Origin of the sequence: Paracoccus aerius, from assembly GCF_014656455.1 — a bacterium.
In the GTDB taxonomy this organism is placed as follows: Bacteria; Pseudomonadota; Alphaproteobacteria; order Rhodobacterales; family Rhodobacteraceae; genus Paracoccus; species Paracoccus aerius.
This window is the reverse complement of record NZ_BNCL01000091.1, coordinates 1-1064: the sequence shown is the minus strand read 5'-3', so window position 1 is coordinate 1064 and position 1064 is coordinate 1. Positions and strand designations below refer to the sequence as shown.

Here is a 1064-nt window from a genome sequence, read left to right as displayed (position 1 = left end):
CGGACGCCCTTCTGTTTGTCAAGCGGCAATGCGAGTGCGGTTGATGTCCTGCTGTCGGCGCATGATGATACCGAAGACCTCGCGTGCAATGTAGCGTTTCAAGCTGCGGATGGCTTCCAGCTTGCTATGCCCTTCGGCGATGCGCCGGGCCACATAGGTCTTGGTTTTCTCATCGGTCCTGAGCCGGCCGATCGCAATGATGTGCAGCGCGCTGTTGGCCGCGCGATCGCCCCCGCGGTTCAGACGATGTCGGACGGTCTTCCCTGATGATGCAGGGACCGGGCTGGCGCCGCACAGAGCGGCAAAGCTGGCTTCGGACTTGAGGCGTTCCGGATTGTCGCCCGCCGTAAGCAGCAGTTGAGCGGCGCCGTTGTGGCCGATGGAGTTGCGGGCGACGAGTTCAGGGGCCAGGTCCTCGACAATCGCTTTGATCATCATGTCGAGGTCGGCAATCTCATCGTGCAGTTCGATATAGCGACGGGCGAGCGACTTGAGGCTGATGCGATAGGCGGCCTCGACTTCACGATAGGCTGTCAGATCCGGACGCCAGGCGGCCAGTGTCCGCACCAACTGCATCCGTGTCATATGGCGGAGCTGATCGCGCAGAATATCGGGCGCGCAGACGATCGTGTTGTGGATCATCTGCAAGGCCACACGCCGCGCAGTGACAGCGGTCTTACGGCAAGCCTTAAGAACTCTCAGGGATTCAACCATCCCGTCGCGGGTTCGCGGGGTGACCGTTCTCGCTCCAGCGAGGGCCGCATGTGCGGCATTCTGGGCATCGAGATCATCGTTCTTGCCGCGCCTGCGCCGGTCTTGCCGATCAGGCGCGGTGATCTCGAGAACCTCGATCCCTGCGGCTTGCAGGAAGCGCAGGAGCCCCGCGCCGTAGCTGCCAGTGGATTCGATCCCCACGCGCTGAAGCTGGCCCAAACTGCGCATCCAAGCGAGCATCTGGCGATAGCCTTGTCGCGTCGCGGCAAAGCTGCTGGTTCCGAGGATTCGGTCATGGTTGTCAACGACGGCGGCCACGTGCAAGTCCTTGTGCGTGTCGACGCCGCCGA

1 protein-coding gene is annotated in these 1064 nt (G+C 62.5%); it reads right to left on the bottom strand.

From position 1 onward, the window contains the following. Nucleotides 1–18: 18 nt before the first annotated feature. Nucleotides 19–1064, bottom strand: a 1046-nt coding sequence (locus tag IE224_RS20825; protein ID WP_191313432.1) for an IS110 family RNA-guided transposase, incomplete at its 5' end; no start/stop codon positions are given.